The sequence below is a fragment of the Pantoea osteomyelitidis genome (assembly GCF_044342975.1).
In the GTDB taxonomy this organism is placed as follows: Bacteria; Pseudomonadota; Gammaproteobacteria; order Enterobacterales; family Enterobacteriaceae; genus Pantoea; species Pantoea osteomyelitidis.
In genome coordinates this window covers 1,236,837-1,251,569 of the sequence record NZ_JBGFSN010000004.1, presented here as the reverse complement: position 1 = coordinate 1,251,569, position 14,733 = coordinate 1,236,837, and the positions used below count along the sequence as shown (strand labels likewise).

Here is a 14,733-nt window from a genome sequence, read left to right as displayed (position 1 = left end):
GATATGAATTATGACGATTTACGCACACGCAGATACCATTCGCACAGCAGGCGCACCTGTTTGCGGGTATAGCCTTTCTCCATCATGCGATCGACAAAATCATCGTGTTTTTTCTGTTCATCCGTTGAGGTTTTGGTATTAAAAGAGATAACCGGCAGCAACTCCTCCGTATTCGAGAACATTTTCTTCTCGATAACCGTGCGCAGTTTTTCATAGCTGGTCCAGTTAGGATTGCGTCCGTTATTCTGAGCGCGCGCGCGCAGAACAAAGTTCACAATCTCATTACGGAAGTCTTTGGGATTACTGATCCCGGCAGGCTTCTCGATTTTTTCCAGCTCAGCGTTCAAAGATTCACGGTCAAACAGCTGTCCGGTATCAGGATCGCGATATTCCTGATCCTGGATCCAGAAGTCCGCATAGGTAACGTAGCGGTCAAAAATGTTCTGACCATACTCGGAGTATGATTCCAGATAGGCCGTCTGAATCTCTTTACCAATGAACTCAGCGTATTTCGGGATCAAATAACCTTTCAGATGCTCAAGGTATTTTTCCGCCAGCTCTTGCGGGAACTGCTCGCGTTCAATCTGCTGCTCCAGAACATAGAACAGATGAACCGGGTTAGCCGCCACTTCAGCGTGATCAAAGTTGAACACGCGCGACAGGATCTTAAAGGCGAAACGAGTGGAAAGGCCGTTCATCCCTTCGTCTACGCCCGCGTAATCATGATACTCCTGCCAGGATTTGGCTTTTGGATCGGTATCCTTCAGGCTTTCGCCATCGTAGACACGCATTTTTGAGTAAATACTGGAGTTTTCCGGCTCTTTCAAACGCGAGAGGATAGAGAAACGCGCCAGAGTTTCGAGCGTACCTGGGGCACAGGGCGATGTCGCCAGTTCGCTGTGGTTAAGCAGCTTATCGTAAATCTTGATCTCTTCCGAGACGCGCAGGCAATAAGGCACTTTGACAATATAGACACGGTCAAGGAACGCCTCATTGTTTTTATTATTACGGAACTGAACCCATTCAGATTCGTTGGAGTGCGCCAGAATGATACCGTTGAACGGCAGGGCGGAGATGCCCTCGGTGCCGTTATAGTTCCCCTCCTGAGTAGCCGTCAGCAACGGATGGAGCACTTTAATCGGCGCTTTAAACATCTCCACAAATTCCATGATGCCCTGGTTGGCGCGACAAAGCGCACCGGAATAACCATAGGCGTCCGGGTCGTTTTGCGCATGGTTTTCCAGTTTACGGATATCGACTTTACCCACCAGCGCGGAAATGTCCTGGTTGTTTTCATCACCCGGCTCGGTTTTCGCGATCGCCAGCTGTTCCAGAATTGAAGGCCAGACTTTTACTACTTTGAAGCGGGTAATATCGCCGCCGAACTCGTGCAGCCTTTTTGCTGCCCAGGGAGACATAATGGTACCAAGATAACGACGCGGCACGCCGTACTCTTTTTCAAGAATATTGGCATCTTCTTGTGGATTGAACAGGCAGAGCGGGTGATCGTTAACCGGACTACGATCGCCATCTGCGCTCAGCACATAAATGGGTACGCGCTGCATCAATGATTTCAGACGCTCGGCCAGTGATGACTTACCGCCACCAACAGGACCAAGCAGATACAGAATTTGTTTCTTCTCTTCCAGCCCCTGGGCAGCATGTTTCAGGTAGGAGACGATTTGCTCAATCGCATCCTCCATGCCGTAAAACTCCTCGAAGGCGGGATAGCGCGCAATAACGCGGTTAGAGAATAGTCTGGAAAGGCGTGGCTCCTGAGCAGTGTCGACCATTACTGGCTCACCGATGGCCGTTAACAGTCGCTCTGCGGCGTTGGCGTATGCACTGCGATCTTGCTTACAGATTGCAAGAAATTCCTGCAGTGTGAACTCTTCGTCCTTGGCAGCTTCATAGCGCTGACGATAGTGATCGAATATATTCATAGCGATGCCCGTCCTTTCGTTTTTAGCACAGGTAAAGGAGCGTAATTAGATGCGCATGCAGCTCCCGGAAGATATTCTCTGATGAGTACAGCAACCCTTATGCCAACCTGACGTTTTTATATCGGGATACACAAATCTTATGGTTACTCTGCTCGTACAAAAAGTCTCGTCTTACTTTTAACTGTAGAAGGCATTTAAGAATTTTCCTCAGACTCTTCTCCTTATTTAGCGATATATCAATAACAAAGTCAGATAAGCACAGCGGGCCTGATTTTACTGGCGCGGGCTGGTCTGCCTGTTGTGAAGCCGCTGACGCAATCGCCTGCCTGCGACTTTTCGTTATGCTCTCCTCATAATGTAAAAATTCAATCTTTTGCCAGAATTCGATAGACTCAGCGGTGATTGTTATATTTATGGAATGAATAAATTGTGAACCAATTCAAACTTAAGACCCTTGCTGTTTTTTTACCTTGTTGTTTTGCGGTCTGTAGCGCACAAGCCGATCCTCTCTCCATTGGAGCATCAGTGATTTATGCGCAATCTCCCTATCGGGGCGGCCAGGACCGTTACCTTCCAATTCCGGTCATCAACTATGAAGGTGAAAACTTCTGGTTCCACAGCCTGCAGGGTGGCTACTACCTGTGGAAAGATCAGCAAAATCAGCTTTCGTTAACCCTGTTGGGGTCGCCGCAGCAATACGATCCCGATGATAACGATCTGGGCGATATGAAAGGCCTCGATAAGCGCCATATGACGTTAATGGCTGGCGCGACTTATCGGCACGTTGCAGAGTGGGGGATCCTGCGAACGGCGCTGCTGGGCGATGTGCTGAATAACAGCAATGGCATGCTCTGGGATTTGACCTGGCTCTATCGTTTCAACTTTGGCCAGCTCAGCGTCACGCCAGGCATTGGCGCAATGTGGAACAGCGCGAATCAAAACCGCTATTACTATGGTGTTTCAGGACATGAAAGCGCGCGCACCGGCATTAGTCGCTATCAACCTGATGACAGCTGGTCGCCCTATGTGGAGCTGAGCCTGAATTACCGGCTCAACGAGCAATGGAACGCTTCCGTGGTTGGACGCTATACCCGTTTTGATGATGAAATCAAAGACAGCCCGATGATCGATAAAAGCGGCCAGACCACGCTCTGGACCGGGATCAGCTACAGCTTCTGACGGCTGAATACAATGCATCAAAAGAGGGCGATTTCTGCCCTCTGTTTATTTTTGGTGCCTCACCATGGTGCAAGGAGATCGTTATGCCTCACAGCGTTATGTTTACCGGAGAAAACCCATTACCCGCGATTGGTCAGGGAACCTGGTATATGGGTGAAAGCGCGGCGCAGCGCCAGCAGGAAATTCAGGCATTGCAGGCTGGCCTGGATCTCGGGCTGAAGATAATCGATACGGCAGAGATGTATGCCGACGGCGCTGCCGAAGAAGTGGTGGGCGAGGCGCTGAAGGGACGTCGTGAGCGCGCCTGGCTGGTATCAAAAGTTTATCCCTGGAATGCAGGCCTGACGGAGGCGATTAAAGCCTGCGAGCGCAGTTTACGTCGTTTGCAGACCGATTATCTCGATCTTTACCTGCTTCACTGGCCGGGCAGCGTGCCGCTGGAGGAAACGGTGCGTGCGATGGAAACGCTGCAGCAGCAGGGCAAAATCCGCCGTTGGGGCGTCTCCAATTTCGATACCGATGAGATGCAAAAACTGTCGCACTTGCCGGGCGGTGAAAATTGCGCCACAAATCAGGTGCTCTATCATCTGGCATCGCGTGGAATCGAGTACGATCTTTTGCCATGGTGTCAGCAACAACAGATGCCGGTGATGGCATATTGTCCGCTTGCGCAGGCAGGACGGCTACGGCAATCTCTGATGAGTCACGTCACCCTGCAGAAACTTGCACAACAGAAGGGCATTAGCGTAGCGCAACTGCTATTGGCATGGGTTATCCGAAAAGCGGGCGTTGTGGCGATACCAAAAGCCAGCTCGATAGCCCATGTAGAAGAGAATGCGCGCGCGCTTGAGATCGATTTAAACAGCGACGAGCTGGCGCGTCTCGACGAGGCTTTCCCGCCGCCGCATAGCAAGCAGCCGCTGGATGTGGTTTAGCGGCGCGTAACGCGCCGCACAGCTATCAGGTTTTGTTACGAACCCGAAAGGTCGTGGCCAGTCGGGCAGGCTGTTCACCTGCGCTGGTCATCGCTTTGTTAATGCGAGCCGTTTCTACGCAGACCATGGTTTTATAGCCATCGTTCGCCATATCGCTCATGCTGCAGGAAAGTTCTGCACCCGGGTTCCAAGTGACAACGTCACTGTGGTAATGGTGATAGACCTCAATACAGCGCTGGCCGCTTTTATCGTTTATTACACTACAGTCTTCAGGCTGAGTGAAAATACGATCGATACGACCCGAATAGGTTTGCTTATTGGCCAGCTTACCTTCCTCGCCATTATTCACCTTATCGATATAAACCGGGCCTAAACCACCTACCTCGACGCCGTTAATGTCGGCAATCTGAAAATAGCTGTGAAGCGCGCCGGTCGCTTCGAAATCGCCGTGCGATTCCAGCTCGATTTCACAATGCTGGCCCAGGCGGAAACGGGCAAAAAGCGTGAAGTCATGGGGCCAGAGTTTTTTGGTTTGCGCGTTGCTTTCCAGCACCAAAGTTAACAGCACGCCCTCATCACTTTCATCATGGGCAGACAGAGTCCAGGGCTGATTCCGGGCAAAACCGTGCGCCGGTTCGCCTGCCGGGCCAAACCAGGGCCAGCAGATCGGGACGCCGCCGCGAATCGCTTTGCCAGTGGCAAAGGGCGTCTTGTCGCTCAGCCAGATCACTGGCTTTTCACCACTCGGCTGCCAGGCGATCAGCTGAGCACCCTGCAAGGTAATAGCCGCGCGCATTTGCGGGTGGCTCACCACGATCACCGGCAGTTCGCCTGCCTGACGCTGGGAAATATAGGGAGTCAATTGCTTCACTATGGGTAGCGAAAAAAGTTTATCTTGCATAAAAAGACCTTCTTTTAAGCTGACCAGCATAAAAAAGGGCGACCGAAGTCGCCCTTGCCAATTGCGAGGCTGTTCTTATTTAGAAGCAACCAGGGCAATCAGATCCAGAACTTTATGTGAGTAACCGGTTTCGTTATCGTACCAGGAAACCAGCTTCACGAAGTTGTCGTTCAGCGCGATACCCGCTTTGGCATCGAATACAGAGGTCAGAGTTTCGCCGTTGAAATCGGTAGAAACCAGCTCATCTTCGGTGTAGCCCAGAACGCCTTTCATATCGCCTTCGGAAGCGGCTTTGATCGTTTCACAGATCTCTTTGTAGCTTGCCGGTTTGGCCAGACGCACAGTCAGGTCAACAACAGAAACGTTTGGCGTCGGTACGCGGAAAGCCATACCGGTCAATTTGCCGTTCAGTTCCGGCAGCACTTTACCTACAGCTTTTGCTGCGCCGGTAGAAGACGGAATGATGTTCTGAGATGCGCCGCGACCGCCGCGCCAGTCTTTATGAGACGGGCCGTCAACGGTTTTCTGGGTAGCGGTAGTAGCGTGAACGGTGGTCATCAGACCTTCAACGATACCAAAGTTGTCGTTGATCACTTTCGCCAGCGGTGCCAGGCAGTTAGTGGTACAGGATGCGTTAGAAACGATATCCTGACCGGTATATTTATCAAAGTTGGCACCGCGAACGAACATCGGGGTGTCATCTTTGGACGGGCCGGTCATAACCACTTTTTTCGCGCCAGCAGTGATGTGCTTACGTGCGGTTTCGTCAGTCAGGAAGATACCGGTTGCTTCAGCAACCACATCCACGCCCACTTCGTCCCATTTCAGGTTAGCCGGATCTCTCTCAGCGGTAACACGGATTTTTTTGCCGTTAACGATCAGCGCGCCATCCTTCACTTCAACGGTACCGTCGAAGCGACCGTGAGTGGAGTCATACTTCAGCATGTAAGCCATGTATTCGGCGTCCAACAGATCGTTGATTGCAACGATTTCGATGTCGGAACGTTGTTGAGCAGCACGGAAAACAATGCGACCGATGCGGCCAAAACCGTTGATACCTACTTTGATAGTCATATATTCCACCAGCTATTTGTTAGTGAATAAAAGGTTGGCTGTAAAATTACAAAAACCTTACCAGGCGTCAAGCGGAATCGTGTCACTTGTTGCGACAGGTCAATCCACGCGTCAGGAATTATTTGTTGCGCAAACGCTTGCGCAACGTGTTCATACCAGGGCATCGCTGCCCCGATCGCCGAATATAAAGGGATGCGGTTTGCAAAGGGTGATCGCGGTCACAAATATACGCAGTGATGGTCAGGGTTCGACGATAAGCACGAAAAAAGCTCCGGACTTGTTAGCCATTTGTTAGAATAGTAGTCGAATTTTTCAGAATGACACTTCCGGGATTGTTAAAATGGCTAAAGAAACCGCACCCGACGCGAAAGCCGCGCAGCTAACCGAGATGCAGCGCTACGTTACTCAAAACCGTGGCACGGAGCCGCCGTTCTCCGGCGCGCTGTTGCATAATAAACAAGAGGGCATCTATCACTGCCTCGTTTGCAACGCACCGCTATTTCTTTCCGAAACCAAATATGATTCCGGCTGCGGCTGGCCGAGCTTTTACCAGCCGTTCAGCGATGACGCGATTCGCTATCTGGAGGATGACTCCCATGGCATGCATCGCGTTGAAATCCGCTGCGGCAATTGTGATTCTCATCTTGGTCACGTGTTTCCCGATGGGCCGCAGCCAACCGGCGAGCGTTACTGCGTCAACTCAGCGTCGCTGAGCTTTACCGACGAGCAGGGCGATCAGGTAAAAGGATAAGCGATGAAGCAAGAACTCAATACCATTCTGACGGCGATGACGCCGGAAGTTTACCAACGGCTGGCGACGGCGGTCGAAACCGGCAAATGGCCGGATGGCGTGGCGCTGACGCCGGAACAGCGCGAACACGCTATGCAGCTGGTGATGTTGTGGCAGGCGCAGCATAACGAGACGCCGCAGCATATGACTATCGGCAAAGGCGGCGAAATGGTGACGAAATCAAAGAAACAGTTAAAGGAAGAGTTTGGCATCGAGCCGGACGTCACCCGCATACATCTGCATTAAAGAAAAAGGCTGGCGCATTGCCAGCCTTTTTTCAGATTAATACTGCGCCCTGAGCGGTCATCTGCGCGAAGGCGATGTCACTGTCATCCGCGTTCAGGTTTACGCCGCGGCAGCCTTCTCTGACCACCTCAACGTGATAACCCAGTTCCAGCGCATCCAGTACGCTGTATTTCACACAGTAATCGGTCGCTAAACCCAACATCACCAAATGCGTAATGCCGCGCTCGCGCAGCCAGCTGTCCAGCTCGGTTTTGCGGCGGTGCCCGTTATCAAAAAAGGCGCTGTAGCTGTCTACATCCGCATCCTGGCCCTTATGAAAAACCGCATTAATCAGGGAACGGTCGAGGTCGGGATGGAAATCGGCGCCCGCTGAATGCTGAATACCATGATCGGGCCACCAAATCTGCGCCAGACCATTTAGTTCACCCAGCGTGTAAACCGGCTCGCCTGATACCGAGGCGAAGCTGCCATGATTGGCTGGATGCCAGTCCTGCAGCGCCAGAACGTCCTCTCCACGAGCCTGAAACTCGCGTGCATAGCGGTTCGCCACGGCGACAGTCATATCACCTTCTTTGACCGCCATGGGGCCGCCGGGGCAAAAATCGTTCTGAATGTCGATAATTATCAGTGCCCGCTTCATTACTCGCTCCGTATCACTATTCGGTCAGTTCACCACGCAAATTTTGCTGCATTTTGGCACGAATTTGCTCGGTAGTAAGGTTTTGGCTCAGTAAAAAATGCAGTTTAGTCAGCGTAGCTTCTACCGTCAGATCGAAACCGCTGATGACACCCGCATGTTCAAGGGCGTTGCCGGTAGCATAGCCGCCCATATTTACTTTACCCGACATGCACTGCGTCAGGTTAACCACAATAATACCTCGCTCGGTCGCCTGCTTCAGTTCCGCCAGGAACTCCGCATTTTGCGGGGCGTTGCCCACGCCATAGGAACGCAGAATAAGCGCCTTAACCGGCTGGCGTGAAAAGTTGCGCACCACATCAGCGGAGATGCCGGGATAAAGCGTCACTACGCCAATCGGTTGCGGCGTGATGGGGTGGACTTTTAAATCCCCCTGGCCCTGCGGCGCGGCTGGCGTGTTCAGACGACGGATATGAATACCTGCTTCCAACAGCGGTGTCAGGTTAGGCGAGGCGAAGGCGTTGAAGCCGTCGGCATGCGCTTTGGTGGTACGGTTACCGCGAAACAACGTGTTATTAAAAAAGAGCGTGACTTCCTTGATCGGATAATTGGCCGCCACATAGAGCGAGTTAAGCAGATTTTGTTGCCCATCGGAACGCAGCTCCGCCAGAGGAATCTGTGACCCTGTCACAATGACCGGCTTGGCCAGGTTTTCCAGCATGAAGGAGAGGGCTGAGGCGGTAAACGCCATGGTGTCGGTGCCGTGCAGAATGACGAAGCCATCATAGTTGTCATAGTTCTGTTGGATGTCTTCCGCAATCGCCTGCCAGTCTGCCGGCGTCATATCAGAAGAGTCGATCAGCGGCTGATATTCGTGAATGGTAAATGCGGGCATTTCGGGGCGATGAAACTCCGGCATTTTCGCCAGTTGCTGCTGCAGGTGGCCGGAAACCGGGATATAACCCTGCGCAGAACGCTGCATACCGATGGTGCCGCCGGTATAAGCAACGTAAATGTTTTTCTTTTGCATGAGTAAACTCAAACTTGCCTTAAAAGGCGCAGTATAAGAGGAAAGCGGGGGAAAAGCAGCCCGACCAGCGGCCGGGCTGCAAGGTTTATCGCACTTTGCCGCAGTTAAGGCAGAAGGCGTAACGGTTTTGCGGATCGTTAAGATTATCGAATAAGCCTGGCTGCTGTTTCGCGTCAGCCATCACGGCCAGCATCGGCGCCGGAATCCAGGCTTTCAGCGTTTCCGGCAGCACAGCATTAACCGACGCGCTGACCTGGTTGAGCATCATATCAAGGAAGCCGGGTTCATCCTGATACCAGCTCAGCTGAGGCGCCGCGACTTTCGCCAGCTCGGTGGCTTTCTTCACCGCATCGTCAAAATCGCCCAGCGCGTCCACCAGGCCGTTAGCTTTGGCATCGCTGCCGGTCCAGACGTGGCCCTGAGCAATGGCATCAATCTGCTCCGGCGTTTTATGGCGTGATGTGGCGACCAGCCCGACAAAGTTGCGATAGCCGTTTTCAATGCTGAGTTGCATCATCTGCTGCACTTCCGTCGGCAACGCTTTGGTCATGGAGATATCGGCCAGCGGAGAAGTTGCCACGCCGTCGCCATGAACGCCCACCGAATCGAGACTCTTCTCCAGGGTGTTAATCACGCCGAAAATACCGATTGAGCCGGTCAGGGTGCTGGGGTTAGCGACAATGTAGTCAGCAGGCGTCGAGATCCAGTAGCCGCCCGATGCGGCCATGCCGCCCATCGACACCACCACCGGTTTACCCGCCGCGTGGGCCGCAGCCAGCTCTTCACGGATCGCTTCAGATGCCGTCACGCTGCCACCTGGACTGTTGACGCGTAGAATAATCGCTTTGATTTTGGGATCGAGGCGCGCATCGCGGATCTGGCCTGCGGTGGTATCGCCGCCGACGTTGCCCGGCGTCTCTTCGCCATCCATAATCGCGCCGTTAGCCAGGATAACCGCGATATTGCCGTCCTGACGGGTCTGTTCAGGCTTGACCGGATAGTCGTAAATACTGACGCTGTGGTAATCGTTGTTCTGCTTGTCCCAGCCGAACTGCTTGCTCAACAGCTGATCGACGGTAGCGCGCGAATCCAGCGCATCCACCAGTTTGTTATTCAACGCATACTGCGCCGTATCGCCCTGCACGGCCTGCAGTCCTGCAATAATGCCCTGCGCGCCGGGGAACAGCTGATCCGGCGTAATCTGTCGATTTGCCGAAACGGTGTTCAGATAGTTTTGCCACAGCTGCCCAACCCAGCGGCTGTCCGCATCACGCGCGGCAGGGGACATATCGTCACGCAAGAAAGGCTCAACCGCAGACTTATAGGTGCCGACGCGGAATACGTGCGAGGTGACCTTTAACTTATCCAGCAAAGATTTATAGTAAAGACCGTTAGTGGCGAAGCCGTGCAGATCGACCGCGCCCTGCGGCGACAAGTAAATTTTATTGGCGTAGCTGGCAAGATAGTACTGCGCCTGGCTGTAGCTATCGCCCAGCGCATAAACAGGCTTGCCGCTGTCACGGAATTCGCGCAGCGCTTTACCGACATACTGCAGCGAAGGTTGATCGCCGCCGGCAAAATCGCGCAGATCCAACACCATGCCGGTGATGTTCTTGTCGTTTTTTGCCTGACGGATGGCATCAACCACGTCAAACAGCGAGTTTTCCTGCAGGCGATCGCTGCTGGCACCCAGCAGCTGGCGTCCGAGCTTGCTCAGCTTATTGCTGACGGAGGGTTTATCGACGATAACGCCGCTGAGATCCACGCGCAACGCGCCGGGCTGTATCGCAGTAGAGGAAGAAGAACCCGAGCCGCTGATTTGCAGCCAGATGCCCACGCCAACCAGAATCAATAAAAGCAGGAACAGATTGAGAATAAATTCCCTGATAAAATTCAGCACTCGCCAGGTCCACTTAAACAGACCCGCGATGAATCGCCACAATGCGCGCATACTATCTCCATATTCGCTTAGCTGAGGGAGTCCCGAAGTCAGAGACAGACCCTCGATCACGCCTCATCCTAAAGAGCAGCGTGCTAAAAGTCAGCAGGAAATCGCGTTGGACTGTTACAAAAAAATCGTCTGTGCCAGGATTAACTCATGCGCTTCATTATCAGGAGATAAACATGGATGCACTTGAATTACTGGTTAACCGTCGTTCCGCTTCACGCTTAGCTGAACCCGCACCCGCTGGCGAGGCGCTGGAAAACATCCTGCGCGCCGGTATGCGCGCGCCCGATCACGGCACGTTACAGCCGTGGCGCTTCATTATTGTCGAGAAAGAAGGACGCGAGCGTCTGAGTCAACTGCTGGCGCAGGCGGCGAACGCCGATGGGCTGGATGAGAAAGCGATTGAAAAAGCCACGCAGTCGCCGTTTCGCGCGCCGATGATGATTACCGTTGTCGCGCACTGCGAGGCGCATCCCAAAGTGCCGCGCTGGGAGCAAGTGGTGTCGGCGGGCTGTGCGGTGATGGCCATGCAGATGGCGGCGCTGGCTCAGGGTTTTAACGGCATCTGGCGCAGCGGTCCCTGGACCGAACATCAGCAGGTACGCGAAGCCTTTGGCTGTCGCGAACAGGATGCTATCGTCGGCTTCCTCTATCTGGGCACGCCGCAGTTGAAATCCAGCACCACCGTGCTGCCGCCCGACACCCGTCATTTCGTCAGCTATTTCTGATAAACTTTATCGGCGCTTTCAGGCAGGGTCGTCGCTGACCCTGCAAATTGACGGCGCATTGTGCGAAAGATCGAGAACCTTTCCCTCAACGCTTACGCCATTTCTCCTGCCAGGCTAACATAGGCCTCATCAAGAAGATTATTGTCTCCTGAAGTAAAGGATCGTCGTTATCCATGCGTTTGTTTATTGCCGAAAAGCCCAGTTTAGGGCGTGCTATTGCTGATGTTTTACCTAAGCCGCACCGGCGTGGAGAGGGGTATATCGCCTGTGGCGACGATCAGGTTGTGACCTGGTGCGTTGGGCATTTGCTTGAACAGGCGCAGCCAGACAGCTATGACAGTCGCTATGCGCGCTGGGCGCTGGCCGATCTTCCCATAATTCCGGAAAAATGGCGGCTTCAGCCTCGTCCGTCAGTGGCGAAACAGCTCAAAGTCATTGAAGGCTTACTGAAAAAAGCCAGTGAGGTGGTTCATGCCGGCGATCCGGACCGTGAAGGTCAGTTACTGGTAGATGAAGTGCTGGATTATTTACACCTGCCCGCCGCGAAGCGCGATAAGGTGCAGCGTTGCCTGATCAACGATCTCAACCCGCAGGCCGTAGCGCGCGCGGTGAGCCGTCTGCGTGAAAACCGTGAATTCATTCCGCTGTGCGTTTCGGCGCTGGCTCGCGCGCGCGCCGACTGGCTGTACGGCATCAATATGACGCGCGCCTGGACGCTGTTGGGGCGTAATGCCGGTTACGATGGCGTGCTTTCCGTGGGCCGCGTGCAAACGCCGGTGCTGGGACTGGTAGTGCGTCGGGATGAAGAGATCGAAAATTTCATTCCAAAAGATTATTTCGAGGTTAAAGCCCATATCGTCACGCCCAAACAGGAACGCTTTGTCGCCTCCTGGATACCCAGCGAAGCGTGCGAACCCTGGCAGGATGAAGAGGGGCGTTTGCTGCACCGGCCATTGGCCGATCATGTGATTGCCCGCATTAACGGCAAACCAGCGATCGTCACCAGCTATAACGATAAGCGGGAGAGTGAAACGGCGCCTTTGCCATTTTCGCTCTCCAGTTTGCAAATCGAAGCGGCTAAACGCTACGGGCTCAGCGCGCAAACCGTGTTGGATACCTGTCAGCGGCTGTATGAAACTCATAAGCTGATTACCTATCCGCGCTCTGACTGCCGTTATCTGCCGGAAGAGCATTTCGCCGGACGACAATCGGTGCTGAAAGCGATCCGCGCTCATCAGCCGGATCTGCAACCTCCTGCTGATTTCAACCCGCAGCAGAAAAATCGTTGCTGGGACGATAAGAAAGTGGATGCGCACCATGCCATCATTCCCACAGCGCGTAGCGGCGCGGTGCGGCTGTCAGAAAATGAAGTGCGTATCTATGAGCTGATCGCCCGTCAGTATTTGATGCAGTTTTGTCCGGATGCAATGTTCCGTAAATGCGTTATCGAACTCGATATCGCCGGCGGTAAGTTTGTCGCCAAAGCGCGTTTCCTGGCCGAAGCGGGATGGCGCGCGCTGTTAGGCAATAAAGAGCGTGACGAAGAAAACGAAGGCACGCCGTTGCCGGTTGTGGCGAAAGGAGATGAGCTGCTCTGCGAGCGGGGCGAAGTGGTTGAGAAGCAAACGCAACCGCCGAGACACTTTACCGATGCCACGCTGCTCTCCGCCATGACCGGTATCGCCCGCTTTGTTCAGGATAAAGCATTAAAGAAAGTGCTGCGTGCGACCGATGGTTTAGGAACGGAAGCCACGCGTGCAGGCATTATTGAATTGCTGTTCCGGCGCGCCTTCCTGGTGAAAAAGGGGCGTTATATTCACGCCAGCGAAGCCGGAAGGGCATTAATCCACTCTCTGCCCGAAATGGCGGCGCGGCCGGATATGACTGCGCAATGGGAATCGACGCTGACGCGCATCAGTGAAAAGGCGTGTCGCTATGATGAGTTTATGCAGCCGCTGGTTACAACGCTGACCGACCTGATTCATCAGGCGCGTCAGCAGCCCGCCGCACGCGCCTTTCGCGGGCTGCCCGCATCCGGGCAGAAACGAGCCAGGAAAACCTTCAGGCGTAAGATCAAGGAGACAGAATAATGCGTTATTCGTTAGCGGGCCTGTTAGTTCTGACAATGCTCAGCACGTCGGCGCTGGCTGGCCGTCATCAGCAGGAGGAAGTGGTCAGCAACAACACGCCCGATGTGGTGGTGGATATGCCTGATGAGGTCTGGACACAGGGGCAAAACCAGCAGGCTAACTGCATGCGCTGCTGTACCTATGAAAACCGTAGCTACACAGAAGGCGCGGTGGTGAAAGCGGAAGATGTGCTGTTGCAGTGCACGCGCGACGAAAAGTCGCTCGGCACCAATAACCTGATCTGGAAAATCATTAAATAAGCAGCAGCGTGGCATCAGGCCACGCTGTCGATCAGAATCCGAATGTCGCCCAGATGGGCGCGTGGTCGGATGGCTTTTCCATGGCGCGAATATCGTAGTCAATACCGGTTTCGATGCAGCGAGCGGCAAGCGGCTGGCTAGCCAGTACCAGATCGATACGCAGCCCGCGATTATCATCAAAGCCTTTTGAACGGTAATCGAACCAGGAGAAACGATCGACAGTAGCGGGATTCTGCGCCCGCCAGGTATCAATCAATCCCCAGCCTAACAGACGATCCATCCAATCACGCTCTTCCGGCAGGAAAGAACATTTGCCGGTACGCAGCCAGCGCTTGCGGCTCTCTTCGCCAATGCCGATATCGAGGTCTGTGGAGCTGATATTCATATCGCCCATGATCAGTACCGGTTTATCCGCGCTCAGCTGCGTTTCCAGGTAGCTTTGCAGGTCACGGTAGAACTTATCTTTAGCCGGGAATTTGGTTGGATGGTCGCGGCTTTCTCCCTGTGGAAAGTAGCCGTTGATCACGGTGATATCACCGATCGGGCTGGGAATTTCAGCCATGATTAACCGGCGCTGCGCCTCTTCGTCATCGCCAGGAAAACCGCGGCGCACCATAACCGGCGGCGCTTTGGTTAACAGCGCGACGCCATAGTGCCCTTTTTGTCCGTGATAAAACACGTTGTAGCCCAGCTTGCTTACCTCTTCGAGCGGAAACATATCGTCATGGACTTTGGTTTCCTGCAAACCGATAACATCAGGCTGATGCTGCTCGACAAGGGCTTCAAGTTGGTGAGGGCGGGCGCGCAACCCGTTGATGTTAAATGAAACAAATTTCATGTGGCCAGCCACTGTCAGAAAAGAATGGCAGGATGGTAGCGGCTTTTCAACGAAAAGTCATCGGGCAGGGCAGTGAGGTAGAGTGCAATCTCTGG

At 53.6% G+C, this 14,733-nt stretch carries 14 protein-coding genes; 7 read left to right on the top strand and 7 right to left on the bottom strand.

The window, feature by feature from the left end; all coding sequences use genetic code 11:
• Positions 1–8 precede the first annotated feature (8 nt).
• On the bottom strand, positions 9–1,943 hold the full coding sequence (yeaG, locus tag ABU178_RS11015; protein WP_397214731.1) for a protein kinase YeaG: 1,935 nt from the start codon (positions 1,941–1,943) through the stop codon (positions 9–11).
• A gap of 429 nt (positions 1,944–2,372) precedes the next feature.
• Here yeaG and ABU178_RS11010 point away from each other — a divergent pair, with 429 nt between their 5' ends.
• Both ABU178_RS11010 and ABU178_RS11005 read left to right on the top strand, forming a co-directional pair.
• A complete protein-coding gene (locus ABU178_RS11010) occupies positions 2,373–3,122 on the top strand; it encodes a MipA/OmpV family protein (RefSeq protein WP_397214729.1) in 750 nt (249 codons plus the stop codon).
• Between the two features lie 83 nt (positions 3,123–3,205).
• Positions 3,206–4,057, top strand: coding sequence for an aldo/keto reductase (locus ABU178_RS11005; RefSeq protein ID WP_397214727.1), 852 nt, complete (start codon positions 3,206–3,208; stop codon positions 4,055–4,057).
• 25 nt (positions 4,058–4,082) lie between these two features.
• Here ABU178_RS11005 and ABU178_RS11000 read toward each other — a convergent pair whose 3' ends face one another.
• Entirely contained in the window at positions 4,083–4,958 is an 876-nt protein-coding gene (locus ABU178_RS11000) for a D-hexose-6-phosphate mutarotase (protein WP_397214725.1), read from the bottom strand.
• Between the two features lie 75 nt (positions 4,959–5,033).
• Positions 5,034–6,032, bottom strand: a complete 999-nt coding sequence (gene gapA, locus ABU178_RS10995; RefSeq protein ID WP_397214724.1) for a glyceraldehyde-3-phosphate dehydrogenase — start codon at positions 6,030–6,032, stop codon at positions 5,034–5,036.
• Between the two features lie 340 nt (positions 6,033–6,372).
• Here gapA and msrB point away from each other — a divergent pair, with 340 nt between their 5' ends.
• Positions 6,373–6,783, top strand: a complete 411-nt coding sequence (gene msrB, locus ABU178_RS10990; protein WP_397214722.1) for a peptide-methionine (R)-S-oxide reductase MsrB — start codon at positions 6,373–6,375, stop codon at positions 6,781–6,783.
• Positions 6,784–6,786: 3 nt separating this feature from the next.
• Positions 6,787–7,068, top strand: coding sequence for a YeaC family protein (locus ABU178_RS10985; protein ID WP_397214720.1), 282 nt, complete (start codon positions 6,787–6,789; stop codon positions 7,066–7,068).
• A 31-nt stretch (positions 7,069–7,099) separates the two neighbouring features.
• Here ABU178_RS10985 and pncA read toward each other — a convergent pair whose 3' ends face one another.
• From pncA to sppA, 3 genes are all read right to left on the bottom strand, one after another.
• A complete protein-coding gene (gene pncA, locus ABU178_RS10980; RefSeq protein WP_397214718.1) occupies positions 7,100–7,708 on the bottom strand; it encodes a bifunctional nicotinamidase/pyrazinamidase in 609 nt (202 codons plus the stop codon).
• A gap of 16 nt (positions 7,709–7,724) precedes the next feature.
• Positions 7,725–8,735 (bottom strand): asparaginase, encoded by a 1,011-nt coding sequence (gene ansA / locus ABU178_RS10975; RefSeq protein ID WP_397214716.1) that lies wholly within the window; start codon positions 8,733–8,735, stop codon positions 7,725–7,727.
• Between the two features lie 85 nt (positions 8,736–8,820).
• Positions 8,821–10,686, bottom strand: a complete 1,866-nt coding sequence (sppA, locus tag ABU178_RS10970) for a signal peptide peptidase SppA (protein ID WP_397214715.1) — start codon at positions 10,684–10,686, stop codon at positions 8,821–8,823.
• A gap of 173 nt (positions 10,687–10,859) precedes the next feature.
• Here sppA and ABU178_RS10965 point away from each other — a divergent pair, with 173 nt between their 5' ends.
• The 3 genes from ABU178_RS10965 to ABU178_RS10955 all read left to right on the top strand — a co-directional run bounded on the left by ABU178_RS10965 (position 10,860) and on the right by ABU178_RS10955 (position 13,800).
• Complete coding sequence (locus tag ABU178_RS10965; protein ID WP_397214713.1) at positions 10,860–11,411, top strand: NAD(P)H nitroreductase; 552 nt, start codon at positions 10,860–10,862, stop codon at positions 11,409–11,411.
• Positions 11,412–11,584: 173 nt separating this feature from the next.
• Positions 11,585–13,501: a DNA topoisomerase III gene (locus ABU178_RS10960; RefSeq protein ID WP_397214711.1), complete on the top strand. Its 1,917-nt coding sequence runs from the start codon at positions 11,585–11,587 to the stop codon at positions 13,499–13,501.
• Positions 13,501–13,800, top strand: a complete 300-nt coding sequence (locus tag ABU178_RS10955; RefSeq protein WP_397214709.1) for a YnjH family protein — start codon at positions 13,501–13,503, stop codon at positions 13,798–13,800. Before ABU178_RS10960 ends, ABU178_RS10955 begins: the two co-directional genes overlap by 1 nt.
• A gap of 31 nt (positions 13,801–13,831) precedes the next feature.
• Here ABU178_RS10955 and xthA read toward each other — a convergent pair whose 3' ends face one another.
• Positions 13,832–14,638, bottom strand: a complete 807-nt coding sequence (xthA, locus tag ABU178_RS10950) for an exodeoxyribonuclease III (protein ID WP_397214707.1) — start codon at positions 14,636–14,638, stop codon at positions 13,832–13,834.
• Between the last annotated feature and the right edge of the window lie 95 nt (positions 14,639–14,733).

Excerpts from the sequence above, each read along its gene's own strand:
- yeaG (WP_397214731.1), bottom strand. The coding sequence starts at position 1,943 with ATGAATATATTCGATCACTATCGTCAGCGCTATGAAGCTGCCAAGGAC.
- ABU178_RS11005 (WP_397214727.1), top strand. The coding sequence starts at position 3,206 with ATGCCTCACAGCGTTATGTTTACCGGAGAAAACCCATTACCCGCGATT.
- ABU178_RS11000 (WP_397214725.1), bottom strand. The coding sequence starts at position 4,958 with ATGCAAGATAAACTTTTTTCGCTACCCATAGTGAAGCAATTGACTCCC.
- gapA (WP_397214724.1), bottom strand. The coding sequence starts at position 6,032 with ATGACTATCAAAGTAGGTATCAACGGTTTTGGCCGCATCGGTCGCATT.
- msrB (WP_397214722.1), top strand. The coding sequence starts at position 6,373 with ATGGCTAAAGAAACCGCACCCGACGCGAAAGCCGCGCAGCTAACCGAG.
- ABU178_RS10985 (WP_397214720.1), top strand. The coding sequence starts at position 6,787 with ATGAAGCAAGAACTCAATACCATTCTGACGGCGATGACGCCGGAAGTT.
- pncA (WP_397214718.1), bottom strand. The coding sequence starts at position 7,708 with ATGAAGCGGGCACTGATAATTATCGACATTCAGAACGATTTTTGCCCC.
- ansA (WP_397214716.1), bottom strand. The coding sequence starts at position 8,735 with ATGCAAAAGAAAAACATTTACGTTGCTTATACCGGCGGCACCATCGGT.
- sppA (WP_397214715.1), bottom strand. The coding sequence starts at position 10,686 with ATGCGCGCATTGTGGCGATTCATCGCGGGTCTGTTTAAGTGGACCTGG.
- ABU178_RS10965 (WP_397214713.1), top strand. The coding sequence starts at position 10,860 with ATGGATGCACTTGAATTACTGGTTAACCGTCGTTCCGCTTCACGCTTA.
- ABU178_RS10960 (WP_397214711.1), top strand. The coding sequence starts at position 11,585 with ATGCGTTTGTTTATTGCCGAAAAGCCCAGTTTAGGGCGTGCTATTGCT.
- ABU178_RS10955 (WP_397214709.1), top strand. The coding sequence starts at position 13,501 with ATGCGTTATTCGTTAGCGGGCCTGTTAGTTCTGACAATGCTCAGCACG.
- xthA (WP_397214707.1), bottom strand. The coding sequence starts at position 14,638 with ATGAAATTTGTTTCATTTAACATCAACGGGTTGCGCGCCCGCCCTCAC.